Genomic DNA, 13,200 nt, shown 5'->3' with positions numbered 1-13,200 from the left:
CCCTATGGCGTAAGAGATCTCCTGTGAACCAGGTCGTACAGCTCTCGTTTGGGGATCCCCGCCTGCTTGGCCACCTCGGCGACGGCGATCTTGCGCTGCGTGCCCTCGGCGACCCTGCGGTCCACCTCGGCGACCAGCTCGTCGAGGTCCGGCTCGTCCTCGCCCGCCACGTGCCCGGCGACCACGACGGTGATCTCGCCCTTGACGCCCTTGGCGGCCCACTCGGCCAGCTCGCCGAGCCCGCCGCGGCGCACCTCCTCGTACGTCTTGGTCAGCTCGCGGCACACGGCGGCCTGCCGGTCGGGGCCGAACGCCTCGGCCATGGCCTCCAGCGAGCTCGCCAGCCGGTGCGGCGCCTCGAAGAAGACCATCGTGCGCTCCTCGCCCGCCAGGGCGGACAGGCGGCGGGCCCGGTCGCCCGGCTTGCGCGGCGGGAAGCCCTCGAAGCAGAACCGGTCGCTGGCCAGCCCTGACACGGCCAGCGCGGTGGTGACCGCGCTCGGCCCCGGCAGCGCGGTGACCGTGATGCCCTCGTCGACCGCGAGACGCGTCAGCCGGTAGCCGGGGTCGGAGACGCCCGGCATGCCGGCGTCGGTGATGACCACGACCGTGCGGCCCTCCTTGAGGCTCTCGAGGAGCTCGCGGGCCCGGCCTGCCTCGTTCTGGTCGTAGTAGGACACCACCCGGCCGGCGATCTCCACGCCCAGGTCGGCCGCGAGCCTGCGCAGGCGCCTGGTGTCCTCGGCGGCCACCACGTCGGCGCTCTGGAGCGCCTCCCGCAGCCGTGGCGAGACGTCGCCCGCCTGGCCGATGGGAGCTCCTGCCAGCACCAACTTGCCGTCTACAGTCACCTGACCATTGTGACAGGGCATCCCAATTCAGCGTGTTTCTGCAATTGCTATCGCGTTGGGGCCCGTACGATGTCCGAATGGCGGTGACCGATTCCCCGTACCAGGCCTACGAGAGCTCGAAGGTCGGCGAAAGCCTTCCCCAGACGCGGTCCGTACGGGATCGGCTCGTGCCGCCCATGCGCGGCAGCGTCCTGTGGGGCTGGGTGGGCCCGCTGCTGGTCACCCTCTTCGGCGCCGCCCTGCGCTTCATGAACCTGAGCCATCCCGGGTCCGTGGTCTTCGACGAAACGTACTACATGAAAGACGCGTTCTCGCTGATCACGTGGGGTGTCGAGCGGACCACGATCAAGGACGCCGACAAGGCGATCGTCGCCGGCAACACCGACATCTGGCAGTCGTGCACCCCCGAGACCCTCGACAAGTGCGCCTCCTACGTCGTGCACCCGCCGCTGGGCAAGTGGATGATCGGCGTGGGCGAGTGGATGTTCGGGCTCAACCCGTTCGGCTGGCGCTTCGTCGCGGCGCTGATCGGGTCGCTGTCGATCCTGGTCCTCGCCCGGGTGGCCCGCAGGATGACGCGTTCGACGCTGCTCGGCTGCTTCGCGGGCCTGCTGCTGGCCCTCGACGGCCTGCACTACGTGCTGTCGCGCACGGCGCTGCTGGACATCTTCCTGATGTTCTGGGTGCTGGCCGCGTTCGCCTGCCTGGTGGTCGATCGCGACCAGGCCAGGGAGCGGCTCGTGACCTGGTACGAGACCTCGCCGATCTCGCAGCACGGGCCGTCGCTGGGCATCCGGTGGTGGCGCATCGCGGCCGGGGTCTGCCTGGCCTTCTCGATGTCGGTCAAGTGGTCGGGGCTGGCGTTCGCGGTGGCGTTCGCGATCATGTCGCTGCTGTGGGACTTCGGCGCGCGACGGGCCGTGGGGCTGCGGCATCCCTACGTGGGCGCGTTCAACAAGGACCTGCCGCAGGGGATCCTGGCGTTCGCGGTGGTGCCGTTCGTCACGTACATGGCCACCTGGACGGGCTGGTTCGCCAACGCGACCGGCTACGGGCGCAACTGGGCCCAGGCGACCTCGTCGGGGCCGGGGTTCTTCGTCTTCGACTCGATGCGGTCGTGGATCAAGTACCAGTGGCAGGTCTACACGTTCCACAGCGGGCTGGAGTCCTCCCACCCGTACATGTCCGAGCCCTGGCAGTGGCCGCTGCTGCTGCGTCCCGTGGCCTTCTTCTACGAGGGCAAGCAGAACACCTGCGGCGTCAAGGACTGCTCCGAGGCGGTGCTGGGCGTCGGCACGCCGGTGATCTGGTTCGGGGCGGTGGCCGCGCTGGTGACCCTGATCGGCTGGTACGTCTCCTCGCGCGACTGGCGGGCGGGGGCCGTGCTGCTGGCGTACGCGATGGGCCTGGTGCCGTGGATCTACTTCGCGGTCGCCGACAACCGCACGATGTTCCTGTTCTACGCCATCCCGATGGTGCCGTTCATGGTGCTGGCCATCACGTTGTGCGCCGGGCTGCTGATAGGGACGTCGACGCCGACGGCCTCCGGCGCCATGCCGATGCGGCGTACCATCGGAGCCGCCGCCGTCGGCGCCTTCGCGCTGCTCGCCCTGATCAACTTCTGGTGGCTGCACCCGATCCTGTCCGCCGAGCTCATTCCGTACACCGAATGGAAGGCACGTATGTTGTTTGAAAAACGGTGGATATGACCGAGTTACCGTCCGTACAATAGTGGTTTCTTAGGGTAGTAGCAGTGCAAGACCCAATACGCACCGGTTTCGGTCATCGTCAGGCCCGGGGTCGATACGGCAAACTTCGGGGCATGAGTGCACCGGATGTCGCCGCCCTGCTCGCCGAGTTGGAGCGCTCGCAGCCGGAGCTGGCCGAGGAGGCCAGGACCGCCGTCGAATGGCTTACGGGCGGGGAGCCGCTAGAAGCGGTGACCCAGCTCGATGTCTGCGAGTTCCTCTGGTACACGTTGCCGCTCAAGGTGGGCGGCGACCACGAGCGCCTGGCACGTTCGCTCGGGCGGCTGCTCCAGCTCGGTGGTTTGGAGCGTTACGCCGCTTTGTGCGTGTCCCCTACGACCGTCCACATTCTGCGCACATACGCCCGTGAGGGCGAGGACGCGGGCACCAGCGCCTACCAGCAGGCGCTCGACGCCACGGGCGTGCTCCCGCCCGACGTCCCCGAACTGCAGTGGAGCATGATCATGGGGCCCGAGGAGCTGGGCGCGCACCTCGCCTGCTCCGCCGCCCTCGAGCTGGCGATCCTTTCCGGCGAGAGCGTCGACCGCACCGCGCTGACCCGGCGCTGGCTCACCGAGCCCCGCACCGAGCTGGGCGGCGACAGCTGGCTCAACCGGGTGCACGGCGAGCGGCTCAACCGCTGGGTGCTGGGGCGGGGCCCGGCCAGGCGGGAGCTGGCCCAGCCGTTCGAGGTGCGCCTGCACGCGCCCGTGACCCCGCAACCCGTGCCGGCTCTGCACCGGCTGCTCTCGCTGGCCGCCTCGGAGGGGAGCCTGCCGCTGCGGCTGGCGCCCTCGCCCGAGGCGCTCAGGCTGCGCGATCTGGCCGAGCGCGAGCTGGGCGCGATCAGCCGCGACGGCGCCAGGCTGGCCATCACCGACTACGGCCGGCGACTGCTCAAGTCCCGCTCGGCGATGTGGTCGGCGGTGACCAGGCTGCTGCTGGCGCGCGGCGAGCGCGAGTTCGAGGTGTCGGCGCGCGAGGCCGCGCTGATGTTGCTCGCCGACGGCACGCTGATGTCCCCCGCCGCACTGCGCGAGCGGGTGGCGGAGGTGATCGGCGGCGAGGGCTGGCATCCCACCACGAGCGTGGAGGACGTGGCCGCGCCGGTGGCCGACCTCGTCTCGCAGCTCACCGCTCTGGGGCTGGCGTTCAGCGACGATCTGGCGGTACGGATGGACCGCCCGGGCCAGCTGGCGGCCCTGGCGGCGCTTCGCGCCCACGCGTTGCGGCCGAGAAAGTACGTCAGCTCAGGCTGACACCCGGCGCACTGCCTGCTTGAACTCGGGACACTCGATGAGCGGGTCGTGGTCGCAGCTCACCGCGTGACGCAGGCTGTCACGCAGCCGGGTGAGCTGCGTGACCCGCTCGGAGACCTCGCGCTCCTTGGCGGCCATGCGCTCACGCAGCCTCGCGTCGGACGGCCTGGCCCGCAGGAACTCGGCGATCTCCGACAGCGTGAACCCCGCGTCACGGGCGCACGTGATCAGCGCCAGGCGCTCCAGCGTCTCCGGGCGGTAGGCGCGGCGCAGGCCGTTGCGTCCTTCCGCCTCGATGAGTCCCTTGCGCTCGTAGAACCGCAGCGCCGACGGGGCCAGCCCGCTCTGCCTGGCCACATCACCTATGTCGATCAACGTGTCGCCCACGACCTGGCTCCTTGACTTGAACCGCGCTTCAAGTAGCAGCCTAGTCGCATGCGAATTCATCACCTGAACCTCGGGTCCATGCGCGAGATCGAGTCCCTCGACGGCCGGCCGGCGGCGCCCGCGGTGTGCCATGCGCTGCTGATCGAGACGCCCACCTCCGGGCTCGTCCTGGTCGAGGCCGGGCTGGGCCTCGACGACGTGGCCGAACCCGACGAGATGCTGGAGCGCGAGTGGACGGAGCTCGTCCAGCCGCTGCTCTCCCCCGCCGAGACGGCCGTACGGCAGGTCGCCGCGCTCGGGCACGACCCGCGCGACGTGCGGCACATCGTCCTGACCCACCTGGACGTGGACCACAGCGGCGGCCTGCCCGACTTCCCTGACGCCCAGGTGCACGTCATGGAGGCCGAGCTGGAGGACGCCATCGGCCAGGCCCCGAACCGCCGCTACCGTCCGGGCCACTGGGCGCACTCGCCGAAATGGGTGACCTATCCGGGCACGGGCACCCGGTGGCTGGGCGTGGACGGCGTGCGGTCACTGGCGGGGCTGTCCGAGAACATCCTGCTCGTGCCGCTGGAAGGGCACACGCGCGGGCACGCGGGGGTGGCGGTCGACGACGGCGGCCGCTGGCTGCTGCACGCCGGGGACGCCTACTTCTACCACGGCGAGCTGGACCGGCAGCCCCAGCCGCACCCGCTGATGGACCTCGTGCAGGTCAGCGCCCAGGTCGATCCGGAGCGCCGGGTGTCGAGCCAGGAACGCCTGCGCTCGCTCGCGCACGACCACGGAGTCGCGGTCTTCTCCGCCCATGACCCCTGGGAACTGTCCGATTACATTAGGTAGTTACCATTGAGGGCATGGAACTGTTCCCGGCCATGCCGCTGGCCGAATGGGCCGAGGCCAAGGAGACCTTCCACAGGTTCACGCAGATCGTGGGGAAGATCCGGCTGTCGTCGAGCAACCGGCGCAACCACTGGTGGCACGTGCCCTTCCATCCGACCGGGCGCGGGCTCACCACGCGGCCGATGGGCGGGCTGGGCGAGCAGCCGCTGTTCAGCATCGACTTCGACCTCGTACGCCATCGGCTGGTGGTGGACGTGCTCGACGGGCGCAGCGCCGAGTTCAGCCTGATCGGGCGATCGGTGGCGTCGTTCCACGAGCGGCTCTTCGAGACGCTGGCGGGGCTGGGGATCCGGCCGGATATCTGGGCGGTGCCGTTCGACCTCGCCGACGACACGCCGTTCGCCCAGGACACCCGGCACGCCCGGTACGACCCGGTGTTGATCAACCGCTACTGGCGGATCCTGTCGCAGGTGGCGCAGCTCCTCGACCGGTTCGCCGCGGACTTCGCCGGGAAGATCTCGCCGGTGAACCACTACTGGCACACGTTCGACATCGCGGTCACGCGGTTCACCGGGCGGGTGGGGCGGGTCTCGCCGGACGCCGACCCCGTGACCCGGGAGGCGTACAGCCGGGAGGTCATCAGTTCGGGCTTCTGGTTCGGCGACAGGGAACGGCCGTGGCCCGCGTTCTACTCCTACACCGCGCCGGAGCCCGCGGGCCTGGAGCGCGAGCCGCTGCGGCCCGCCGAGGCCGAGTGGCTGCCGGCACACGGAGGCCACCTGGCGATCCTGCGGTACGACGACGTCCGCGCGATGGGCAATCCGGTCGCGGGCGTGCTGGAGTTCCTGGAGAGCGCCTATCAGGCGGGCGCCAAGCTGACCGGACTGGACACGGAGGCGGTGGCCTGTCCTGGGGGCGTCACGGACCCCTACTACGCGAAACACTGAGCGCCCGCCCTCCGAGGAGGACGGGCGCTCAACGCGTGAGTACCGGTGTGCAGGTCGCCTCTCGGCGAAAGGCACAACGCGGCTCCAGCCGAACGGTAGTCCGCGAAGGCAATAGGTGAGGCCCGGGGACACTGGACACACCGGCCACGTCTTATGTAACCACACCTGCCCGCCGGACATTCCCCGACGCGACCACGAATTCAGCCGGATCGAGCGGGAACCCCAGGGCCTGTGACGGCGGCGTCCCGGGCGAGGAAGACGGCCGCGAACGCCAGCAGCCCCGCCACGCCGCCGACCCAGCCGACGATGGAGCCCACCCCTGCGGCGGTGATCCTGGGACCGGCCAGCAGGGATTGCACGCAGGCCAGGCCGAAGAGGCCCCCGAGCTGCTTGGTGAGCGCCGATCCGGCGGTGGCCGTGCCCATGTCGGCGCGGGGGACGCTGTTCTGGGTGGCGATCGAGAGACCGCCCATGGCGGGGCCGGTGCCGAGGCCGGCGAGCAGGGCGTACGTCACCGCCGTGCGGTGGCCGGGCGCGAGGTCCTCGTAGAGGTCCGTCACCCGGCCTCGCCGCCCGCCAGCGCGCCGTGCAGGAAGAGGTCCACCAGTTCCGCCGAGGTGAGCGGGGACGGCCCCCGGCCGGCCGCCATGACCAGGAACTGGAACGCCTCGGCCAGGCGCTCGGGGGCGAGCCTGAGACGGTCGCGCTCCGGCTCGAACAGCTGGACCAGCACCTCGCGGGTCGCCGCCATCGACTCCTCCCGCCCGGAGAATCTCCGTCCGCCCTCTTCATCAGTCTCCCCGGCCGCGCCTTCGGCGGCCTTGCTCTCCGCCACCAGGAGGCGCGGGTCGCGGCGGAGCCCTCCGGAGGCGGCCAGGGCGCCCGCGATCGCGCCCATCCGGGCCAGGTAGCCGCGCAGCGCCTCCGACGCCTCGACCAGCCGCTCCTCCAGCGGCAGGTCCAGCGAGATCGCCGCCACATGCGCGAGCGTGTCGTCGGGGCGCAGCGCCTCCGCCATGCACGCGGCCAGCAGCGCGTCCTTGTCACCGAAGGCACGGAAGATCGTGCCCTCACCGATGCCCGCCGCGCGGGCGACCTGGGCGGTGGTCACCGAGGTGCCGTACTCCACCACCAGAGGGAGAGCCGCCCTGACGATCATCTCGCGGCGCTGCTCCGGGCTCATCGCCGGCGCACGACGCCGGCCTGTCGGGTTGGTCATCATGGCTTCGAGAGTACGGAGTGAGTACTCACTCCGTCAATCACATTAACGTCGGCTAAGGTGATCGCCCATGGCGACAGTCCTGGCATTCCACGCGCATCCGGACGACGAGGTGTTCCTGACCGGCGGCACGCTGGCCCGCGCCGCGGCCGAGGGCCACCGGGCGATCATCGTGGTCGCGACGGACGGCGTCATGAAGTCCGTGGCAGAAGGCGGTACGACCCGCATGGAGGAGCTGCGGGCCGCCGCCGCCGAGCTGGGCGTGTCACGTGTCGTGCACCTGGGCTACGCCGACAGCGGCCACGGCAAGGAGCTGTACCCGGACCCGCCGGACCGGATGCGGTTCGTGCGCGCCGACACGGAGGAGGCCGCGGCCAGGCTCGCCGAGATCCTCCGCGAGGAGAAAGTGGACCTGCTGCTCAGCTACGACCCCAACGGCGGCTACGGCCACCGCGACCACGTCAAGGTGCACGAGGTGGGCAGGCGGGCCGCCGAGCTGGCCGGCGTGCCCAGGGTGCTGGAGGCGACGATCCCGCGTGACGTGGTCGTGCGCATGGTGCGCCTGGTCCGCCTGCTCCGGATCCCGTTCCGCTACGACGACCGGGTGCTGGCGAACGCGTACAGTCCGAGCGCGGCCATCACCCACCGGATCGACGTGCGCCGCTATGCCGGGCAGAAGCAGCGGGCCCTGGCCGCCCACCGCTCGCAAGTGACGGGGAACGGCCGGATGGCCCCCGTCATGAGGGCTCTCGTACGGCTCCCCGCGCCCGTGTTCGGCCTGCTGCTCGGCCGCGAGTGGTACGTCGAGTCCCGCCGACGGCTCTTCACGCCGTAGGCGCGTCCGGTCCGGCTGAGAGCCTCGCGGCCTTGCCGTGCAGGTAGCGCTGCTGCGGGAAGCTCGTCGTACGCCTGGCGGCCTCCTCGTAGGAGTCGCGGGCGGCCGCGTGGTCGCCGGCCATCTCCAGCAGGTGCCCACGCACCGCGTGCAGCCGGTGGTCGCCCATGAGGGGCTCCTGGAGCCGTTCCAGCAGATGGAGCCCCGCGAGGGGGCCACGGGCCATGGCCACGGCGACGGCATGGTTGAGCGCCACCATCGGGTTGTCGGAGATACGCATCAGCAGCTCGTACAGCGCCACGATCTGGGGCCAGTCGGTCTCCTCCGCGCTCGGCGCCTCGTCGTGCACCGCCGCGATGGCCGCCTGGAGCTGGTACGGGCCGGGCGAGCCCCGCTTGAGCGCACCGGTGACGAGTTCGACGCCCTCCTTGACGGCGTCGGCGTCCCACAGGCCGCGGTCCTGCTCGGCCATCGGGATCAGCGCGCCGTCGGGGCCCGTGCGCGCCGGTCGCCGCGCGTCGGTGAGGAGCATGAGCGCGAGCAGGCCCGCCACCTCGGGATCGTCGGGCAGCAGCCGGTGCACCATGCGGGCCAGCCTGATCGCCTCCGCCGCCAGCTCCGCGCGCTGCAGGTCAGGCCCCGACGTGCTGGCGTACCCCTCGTTGAAGATCAGGTACAGCACGTGCAGCACCGCGCCGAGCCGTTCCGCGCGCTCCTCGGCCCTGGGCAGGCGGAAGGGCAGGCCACTGTCCTTGACGCGCTGCTTGGCCCGGGTGATGCGGCGCGTCATGGTGCCCTCGGAGACCAGGAACGCGCGGGCGATCTCAGCGGTGGTCAGGCCGCCGACGGCGCGCAGGGTGAGCGCGATCTGCGAGGACGGCGACAGCGACGGGTGGCAGCACATGAACAGCAGGACGAGCGTGTCGTCCGCGCCGGAGACCGGCTGGTCGGCGGCCGGTGCCAGCCATTCGTCAGGCAGCGTCCAGGCCGCCACGGCGTCCTCGCGGCGCCGGCGCGCCTGCTCGCTCCGGAGCAGATCGGTCAGGCGGCGTGCGGCCACCGTGATCAGCCAGGCCCGCGGGTCGCCCGGTACGCCCTCCCCCGGCCACTGCACGGCGGCCGCCAGCAGCGCTTCCTGCGTGGCGTCCTCGGCGGCGGCGAAATGCCCGAAACGCCGTACGACCGCGCCGAGGACCTGCGGCGCCAGCTCGCGCAGCAGGTCCTCCACCTCGACGCCGTCGATCAGAACCCCAGGTCCGCGCTGGAGTCCATGATGGGCCGGATGTCGGCATACATGGTGTCGCCTGGGTCGCCGGGGTACGGGCACTGCCCCAGGCGGGCGGCGATCGCGGTGGCCCGGTCGAAGCTCTCGCACTCCACGATCCAGTAGCCGGCCAGCACCTCCTGGGTCTCGGCGTACGGCCCGTCCGTCACGAACGCCTCGCCGCCGCGCGAGCCGAGCCTGCGGGTGTGCACGGGAGCGGCGAGCGCGCGCGTCTCCACCAGCTCGCCCGACTCCTCCAGCTCCTTGTTGAACGCCTCCATGAACTGGTGCATGTCCGCCACAGCCTCCCCCGACCAGCCGGATCGGCCGGTGTCCTTGCCGGCCATGGCGTCGTAGTCCTGCTGGGACGCGTACGACTGGATCATGTACTTCATGGTGATGAGTCCTCTCTCGTGTGCCTCTCATCAGGGACATCGGAGCCGAGCCCGTTCACCGGACACCTCTACGATGCCAAGCATGCCTTTTGCGACAGCCGTGGACGGCGTCAAGCTGTCCTACCAGGTCCGCGGCGGCGGGCAACCCCTGGTGCTCCTGCAGGGACAGGCCAACAACCACCGGTGGTGGGACCCCGTACGCGCCGACTTCGAGGAGTCCTTCCGCACGGTCACCTTCGACTACCGCGGCACGGGCGAGAGCGACAAACCCGACGAGCCGTACGCCACGCGCGGCTTCGCCGCCGACGTGCTGGCCGTGCTCGACGAGCTGGGGGTGGAGCGGGCGCACGTGTACGGGACGTCGATGGGCGGACGGGTGGCCCAGTGGCTGGCGGCCGACCATCCGGAGCGCGTCGGCTCGCTGGTGCTCGGCTGCAGCTCGCCGGGCGGCGCCCACGGGTTCGAGCGGGACAACGACGTACGCCGGTCGCTGGCCCAGCCGGACCGGGCGGCCGCCGAGCGCGCGCTGCTGGAGCTCATGTACACGCCTGCCTGGCTGGCCACCCATCCGGGCCCGCACCACACGACCGGCGACCCGGCCATGCCCGCGTACGCCCGCCGCCGCCACCTGTCGGCCAGCGCCGGGCACGACAGCTGGGACGCGCTGCCCTCCATCGCCGCGCCCACCCTGGTCGTGCACGGCACCGACGACGTGTTCAACCCGGCGGCCAACGCCCCGCTGCTGGCCGGGCGCATCCCGGGGGCGGAGCTGCGGATGATCGAGGCGGCGCGGCACGCGTACTTCGAGGAGTTCAGGGAGATCGCGAGCCCTCTGGTGCTGGAGTTCCTGCGGCGCGGGTGAGGCGGGCGGCCAGCGCGCGCAGGTGCGCGGCGAGCTCGGGCGGCTCGTGCACCTCGAACTCGCAGCCCAGCGCCAGCAGGTGGAAGGCGAGCCAGTCGAGGGTGTCACCGCGCATGCGCAACCGGCAGCGCTCCCCTTCGGCCGGGATGACCTCGCCCAAGGCCCTGATCGGCTCCGAGGGGCGGGCGTGCAGCGTGACGACGGCCTCGTACGTGGGGGCGAGCGAGTAGAGCTGCTCGGCGACGTACGCGGCGGCGTCGCCGGCGGGCGGCTCGCGCTGCGTGATCCTGGCGCCGGTGGCCCGCGGATCGTCGATGCGGTCGATGCGGAAGATCCGCCAGTCGTCGCGGTCGCGGTCGTGCCCGAGCAGGTACCAGCGCCGTCCGGTCGCGACCAGGCGATGCGGGTCGACCAGCCGCTCGCTGATCGTGCCGTCGTTGGCCCGGTACCCGAACCGCACCCGCTCCCGGTTCGCCACGGCCGCCGCCAGCGTGGTGAGCCGCCCGGGATCGACCTGCGGCCCCTCCGCCGCGGGCAGCGGGACGGTGGCGCCGCCCAGTGACCTGACCCGGTAGCGCAGGCGGGACGGCAGCACCTGCTCCAGCTTGGCCAGGGCGCGGACCGACGCCTCCTCGATGCCCTGGACCGGATTCCTGGCGGCGGTGGACAGGCCGACCGCGATGGCCACCGCCTCCTCGTCGTCCAGCAGCAGCGGCGGCATGGCCGCGCCCGCGACCAGCCGGTATCCCCCGGCCGCGCCCATGGTGGCCTCGACCGGGTAGCCGAGGTCGCGCAGGCGCTCGACATCGCGCCGCACCGTACGGCGGCTGACCTCCAGCCGCTCGGCCAGCTCGCTGCCCGGCCACTCGCGCGAGGTCTGGAGCAGGGACAGCAGGGCCAGGAGGCGGGACTCGGTCATGGATCTCAGCGTAAAGGGGGATGTGGGACAGAATCTGACCTACTTCGTAAATAGCCTCCAGGCATGAACATTCCTGAGGGCTACACCACCGTCACGCCGTGGATCATCGGCCAGGACACCGCCAGGCTCATCGACTACCTCCAGAAGGCGTTCGACGCCGTCGAGCTGGCCAGGGTGCTGGACGACGAGGGGCGCATCGGACACGCGGAGGTGCGGATCGGGGACGCGGTGGTGATGATGTTCGACGGGGCCTCCCACTGGCCGCCCACCCCGGCCTTCCTGCGTCTGTACGTCCCCGATGCCGACGCCACCCACCGCCGCGCCGTCGAGGCGGGCGGGACGTCGGTGACCGACGTCACGCACCTTTTCTGGGGCGACCGGGTCGGACGGGTACGCGACCCGTTCGGCAACCTGTGGTGGATCCAGTCTCGCGTCGAGGAGGTCTCACCGGAGGAGATGGAGCGCCGCATGGGCGACCCGGCGTTCACGAAGGCGATGGAGTACGTCCAGAGCGCGGACTTCTTCCCTGGCGGATGAGACGGACGATCGCCGGGACGGGGAAGAGCATCAGGTAGAGGTTCGGGGCCCACCAGAGCAGCGAGTAGTCGCCGCGCAGGGTCCAGAAGGCGATCGCCATCAGCCCCGACGCCATGGTGAGCACCAGCGACACCAGCATGAGCTGGTCGCTCCTGAAGACCCAGAGGCTGGCCAGGCCGGTGGCGCTGGCCAGCAGGTCGATCCAGAGGAACGACCAGTTCCAGTCGGCCATCAGCGGATTGGCGTAGTCCGCGAACGTCCACTCGGGCGGGATGATCCCGAGCCCGGTGATGGTGAAGTAGGCCACGAAGCCCAGGTCGGTGACCAGCATCAACCGCTTAGTCACGGGCAGCACGGTCGATCATCTCCATGAGGTGCCGGCGGGTCCGCTCGTGCAGGCCGGGGCCGGGCTCGCCGAGGCCGAACAGCCGGGCGGCCCACCAGCCGTCCACGGCCAGGCGCACGGCCGTCGCGACGGCCGGGTCGATGCCGTCGTCCGCCAGCCGGGCCTGCCAGGCCGCGAACCTCTCGCGCAGCGGCTCCAGCCCGGCCGGATCGACCAGCACCCCGGCCAGCAGCCCGACGGTGACACGGTCGGCCGGGGCCGAGGTGGTGTGGCGCTCGGGGATCGTGGCCGCGACGTAGGCCCGCAGGAAGTCGCCGGGGCGGCTGCCCGCCTGGGCCAGGGCGGCGTCGAACGCGTCGGTCAGCCGCTCGACCATCGCCCCGACCAGCGCCTGCTTGGTGGGGAAGTGATAGAACAGCCCGCCTTTGGACACCCCGGCCCTCTTGGCGACGGCCTCCAGGGTGAGCGACTCGGCCCCCTCGGAGAGCAGCACCTCGGCTGCGGCGTCGAGCAGGCGTTCCTTGGAACTGGCTCTTGGCACGCCCGTTACTGTACCGGCTGGCCGGTATATTTCAAGCCGGGCCGGCGGAGAAAGCCGGTTGCCTACGCCCCAGGAGCTTGCTAGCTTCGCGGACATGTCCAGCCCCGAGGCGTCAAGACGCTAGCCACCGGTCATCCGGTGGCTGTTTCGCGTTGACGCCGGGCTCTCCGCGAGCCGTGCGGATCATCGTGATGCGGCCGGTTCCTCTACGGGGCAGGACCGTCTCCCGGCCTGCCCGCTTCTCAATCGA

The 13,200-nt window shown here is 71.2% G+C and carries 16 protein-coding genes; 7 read left to right on the top strand and 9 right to left on the bottom strand.

The genetic code is table 11. From position 1 onward, the window contains the following. Positions 1-2: 2 nt before the first annotated feature. Positions 3-872: a 16S rRNA (cytidine(1402)-2'-O)-methyltransferase gene (gene rsmI, locus ABD830_RS47585; RefSeq protein WP_378520709.1), complete on the bottom strand. Its 870-nt coding sequence runs from the start codon at positions 870-872 to the stop codon at positions 3-5. Between the two features lie 56 nt (positions 873-928). Between rsmI and ABD830_RS47580 the strand changes: the two genes are divergently transcribed. Both ABD830_RS47580 and ABD830_RS47575 read left to right on the top strand, forming a co-directional pair. Continuing rightward, positions 929-2,560, top strand: a complete 1,632-nt coding sequence (locus tag ABD830_RS47580) for a dolichyl-phosphate-mannose--protein mannosyltransferase (RefSeq protein ID WP_345002133.1) — start codon at positions 929-931, stop codon at positions 2,558-2,560. Between the two features lie 113 nt (positions 2,561-2,673). Next, positions 2,674-3,858 carry a hypothetical protein gene (locus tag ABD830_RS47575; protein WP_345002132.1) on the top strand — a complete coding sequence of 395 codons (1,185 nt, stop codon included), beginning with the start codon at positions 2,674-2,676 and terminating at the stop codon, positions 3,856-3,858. Here the strand turns inward: ABD830_RS47575 and ABD830_RS47570 are convergent. Then, complete coding sequence (locus ABD830_RS47570; protein WP_345002131.1) at positions 3,850-4,245, bottom strand: MerR family transcriptional regulator; 396 nt, start codon at positions 4,243-4,245, stop codon at positions 3,850-3,852. The genes ABD830_RS47575 and ABD830_RS47570 overlap by 9 nt on opposite strands. A 48-nt stretch (positions 4,246-4,293) precedes the next feature. Between ABD830_RS47570 and ABD830_RS47565 the strand changes: the two genes are divergently transcribed. Both ABD830_RS47565 and ABD830_RS47560 read left to right on the top strand, forming a co-directional pair. Next, positions 4,294-5,085 (top strand): MBL fold metallo-hydrolase, encoded by a 792-nt coding sequence (locus tag ABD830_RS47565; RefSeq protein WP_345002130.1) that lies wholly within the window; start codon positions 4,294-4,296, stop codon positions 5,083-5,085. A 14-nt stretch (positions 5,086-5,099) separates the two neighbouring features. Continuing rightward, a complete protein-coding gene (locus ABD830_RS47560; protein WP_345002129.1) occupies positions 5,100-6,032 on the top strand; it encodes a DUF5996 family protein in 933 nt (310 codons plus the stop codon). Positions 6,033-6,232: 200 nt separating this feature from the next. Here the strand turns inward: ABD830_RS47560 and ABD830_RS47555 are convergent, their stop codons facing one another. Next, positions 6,233-6,592 carry a hypothetical protein gene (locus tag ABD830_RS47555; protein ID WP_345002128.1) on the bottom strand — a complete coding sequence of 120 codons (360 nt, stop codon included), beginning with the start codon at positions 6,590-6,592 and terminating at the stop codon, positions 6,233-6,235. Further along, a complete protein-coding gene (locus ABD830_RS47550) occupies positions 6,589-7,254 on the bottom strand; it encodes a TetR/AcrR family transcriptional regulator (protein WP_345002127.1) in 666 nt (221 codons plus the stop codon). The genes ABD830_RS47555 and ABD830_RS47550 overlap by 4 nt, the downstream gene beginning before the upstream one ends. 67 nt (positions 7,255-7,321) lie before the next feature. On the opposite strand from ABD830_RS47550, the gene ABD830_RS47545 reads away from it, so the two are divergent. Continuing rightward, on the top strand, positions 7,322-8,086 hold the full coding sequence (locus ABD830_RS47545; protein WP_345002126.1) for a PIG-L deacetylase family protein: 765 nt from the start codon (positions 7,322-7,324) through the stop codon (positions 8,084-8,086). On the opposite strand, the gene ABD830_RS47540 is transcribed toward ABD830_RS47545, so the two are convergent. Together ABD830_RS47540 and ABD830_RS47535 are read right to left on the bottom strand one after the other, a co-directional pair. Beyond that, positions 8,076-9,314 carry an RNA polymerase sigma factor gene (locus ABD830_RS47540; protein WP_345002125.1) on the bottom strand — a complete coding sequence of 413 codons (1,239 nt, stop codon included), beginning with the start codon at positions 9,312-9,314 and terminating at the stop codon, positions 8,076-8,078. The genes ABD830_RS47545 and ABD830_RS47540 overlap by 11 nt on opposite strands. A 14-nt stretch (positions 9,315-9,328) precedes the next feature. Further along, positions 9,329-9,745 (bottom strand): YciI family protein, encoded by a 417-nt coding sequence (locus tag ABD830_RS47535; protein ID WP_345002124.1) that lies wholly within the window; start codon positions 9,743-9,745, stop codon positions 9,329-9,331. A gap of 82 nt (positions 9,746-9,827) precedes the next feature. On the opposite strand from ABD830_RS47535, the gene ABD830_RS47530 reads away from it, so the two are divergent. Then, on the top strand, positions 9,828-10,607 hold the full coding sequence (locus tag ABD830_RS47530) for an alpha/beta fold hydrolase (protein WP_345002123.1): 780 nt from the start codon (positions 9,828-9,830) through the stop codon (positions 10,605-10,607). On the opposite strand, the gene ABD830_RS47525 is transcribed toward ABD830_RS47530, so the two are convergent. Further along, complete coding sequence (locus ABD830_RS47525) at positions 10,558-11,526, bottom strand: helix-turn-helix transcriptional regulator (protein ID WP_345002122.1); 969 nt, start codon at positions 11,524-11,526, stop codon at positions 10,558-10,560. The genes ABD830_RS47530 and ABD830_RS47525 overlap by 50 nt on opposite strands. Positions 11,527-11,589: 63 nt before the next feature. Here ABD830_RS47525 and ABD830_RS47520 point away from each other — a divergent pair, with 63 nt between their 5' ends. Then, positions 11,590-12,063, top strand: a complete 474-nt coding sequence (locus ABD830_RS47520; protein WP_345002121.1) for a VOC family protein — start codon at positions 11,590-11,592, stop codon at positions 12,061-12,063. Here the strand turns inward: ABD830_RS47520 and ABD830_RS47515 are convergent. Beyond that, positions 12,011-12,409: a DUF5360 family protein gene (locus ABD830_RS47515; protein WP_345002120.1), complete on the bottom strand. Its 399-nt coding sequence runs from the start codon at positions 12,407-12,409 to the stop codon at positions 12,011-12,013. The two genes, ABD830_RS47520 and ABD830_RS47515, sit on opposite strands and share 53 nt — an antisense overlap. Next, positions 12,402-12,950, bottom strand: a complete 549-nt coding sequence (locus tag ABD830_RS47510; RefSeq protein ID WP_345002119.1) for a TetR/AcrR family transcriptional regulator — start codon at positions 12,948-12,950, stop codon at positions 12,402-12,404. The genes ABD830_RS47515 and ABD830_RS47510 overlap by 8 nt, the downstream gene beginning before the upstream one ends. Positions 12,951-13,200: the final 250 nt, after the last annotated feature.

Source organism: Nonomuraea helvata (assembly GCF_039535785.1).
GTDB lineage: Bacteria > Actinomycetota > Actinomycetes > Streptosporangiales > Streptosporangiaceae > Nonomuraea > Nonomuraea helvata.
This window is presented reverse-complemented; position numbering and strand designations above follow the sequence as displayed.

Bases quoted from the DNA above. Each gene is read 5' to 3' on its own strand.
- rsmI (WP_378520709.1), bottom strand. From the start codon at position 872: ATGCCCTGTCACAATGGTCAGGTGACTGTAGACGGCAAGTTGGTGCTG.
- ABD830_RS47580 (WP_345002133.1), top strand. From the start codon at position 929: ATGGCGGTGACCGATTCCCCGTACCAGGCCTACGAGAGCTCGAAGGTC.
- ABD830_RS47575 (WP_345002132.1), top strand. From the start codon at position 2,674: ATGAGTGCACCGGATGTCGCCGCCCTGCTCGCCGAGTTGGAGCGCTCG.
- ABD830_RS47565 (WP_345002130.1), top strand. From the start codon at position 4,294: ATGCGAATTCATCACCTGAACCTCGGGTCCATGCGCGAGATCGAGTCC.
- ABD830_RS47560 (WP_345002129.1), top strand. From the start codon at position 5,100: ATGGAACTGTTCCCGGCCATGCCGCTGGCCGAATGGGCCGAGGCCAAG.
- ABD830_RS47550 (WP_345002127.1), bottom strand. From the start codon at position 7,254: ATGATGACCAACCCGACAGGCCGGCGTCGTGCGCCGGCGATGAGCCCG.
- ABD830_RS47545 (WP_345002126.1), top strand. From the start codon at position 7,322: ATGGCGACAGTCCTGGCATTCCACGCGCATCCGGACGACGAGGTGTTC.
- ABD830_RS47535 (WP_345002124.1), bottom strand. From the start codon at position 9,745: ATGAAGTACATGATCCAGTCGTACGCGTCCCAGCAGGACTACGACGCC.
- ABD830_RS47530 (WP_345002123.1), top strand. From the start codon at position 9,828: ATGCCTTTTGCGACAGCCGTGGACGGCGTCAAGCTGTCCTACCAGGTC.
- ABD830_RS47525 (WP_345002122.1), bottom strand. From the start codon at position 11,526: ATGACCGAGTCCCGCCTCCTGGCCCTGCTGTCCCTGCTCCAGACCTCG.
- ABD830_RS47520 (WP_345002121.1), top strand. From the start codon at position 11,590: ATGAACATTCCTGAGGGCTACACCACCGTCACGCCGTGGATCATCGGC.